We start from the raw sequence: 834 nt of genomic DNA on the forward strand, positions 1-834 counted from the left end.
GTCGCTATCCTGCGCTGGCTTTATCGCTGGCCCATGTTCATTCCCTTTATCGTTGTCGGTCAGGTCTTGCGCACCTTTCTGGCCAAGAACGGTCTGATGAACAACATCCTTGTGAGTCTTGGAATATTGACGCCGTTGCAGACGACCGGGTTTCTCGACTGGCGCGGTATTGTGATTGCATTCGTCTGGAAGCAGACGCCGTTCGTGACGCTGCTTGTTGCCGGGGCCATGGCATCGCTCGATCGCAGCACCATAGAAGCCGCACGCAATCTTGGCGCTTCGCGTCTGCGTATTCTCATCGAGATTGTCGTGCCGCAAATCTCCGGCACGTTGCTCGTCGGTCTGATCCTTTCCTTCGTCACCATGATGTCTGTGCTGTCCGTCCCGCTGATGATCAACGCCCAGTCGCCAACGATGCTGACCGCCGATATCGCTTTTCGGATCAATGCCCACGGTGACTATGGCGTCGCCAATGCGCTCGGCGTGATTTCTTTGCTTTTGACAGCTGGTGTGGCACTGATATATCTGCGTCAGACAATGAAGGACCGCCTATGACGGCTCATATCGATCTCTGGTGGCTGCCGCGGGCCTTCATTCTTGGGCTCCTTGCCTTCATCATTTTCGGGCCATTGACCAATCTGCTTTTGTGGACGGTGGCGGAGAAATGGTATTTTCCGCATATGCTGCCGTTGGAATACGGGTTCACTTTCTGGCAGAGGGTATTCTCTCCGCGCGGGAATGCGATGGCATCGTTGATGACCAGTATTATCGTCGCGACGCTCACCGTCATCGCGTCGCTGGCTTTGGCCATTCCCGCAGGGTACGCATTATCGC

Annotated in this window: 1 protein-coding gene and 1 pseudogene; both read left to right on the plus strand. The window is 55.4% G+C overall.

Annotated features, from left to right (window positions below):
* Positions 1-555 (plus strand): ABC transporter permease (locus ACXJ5O_RS28625; protein ID WP_457302860.1); only part of this gene is annotated, 555 nt, incomplete at its 5' end.
* Positions 552-834 (plus strand): annotated as a pseudogene (locus ACXJ5O_RS28630) (ABC transporter permease); the annotation flags it as partial. The gene ACXJ5O_RS28625 and the pseudogene ACXJ5O_RS28630, both read left to right, overlap by 4 nt.

Source organism: Phyllobacterium sp. P5_D12 (assembly GCF_054049495.1).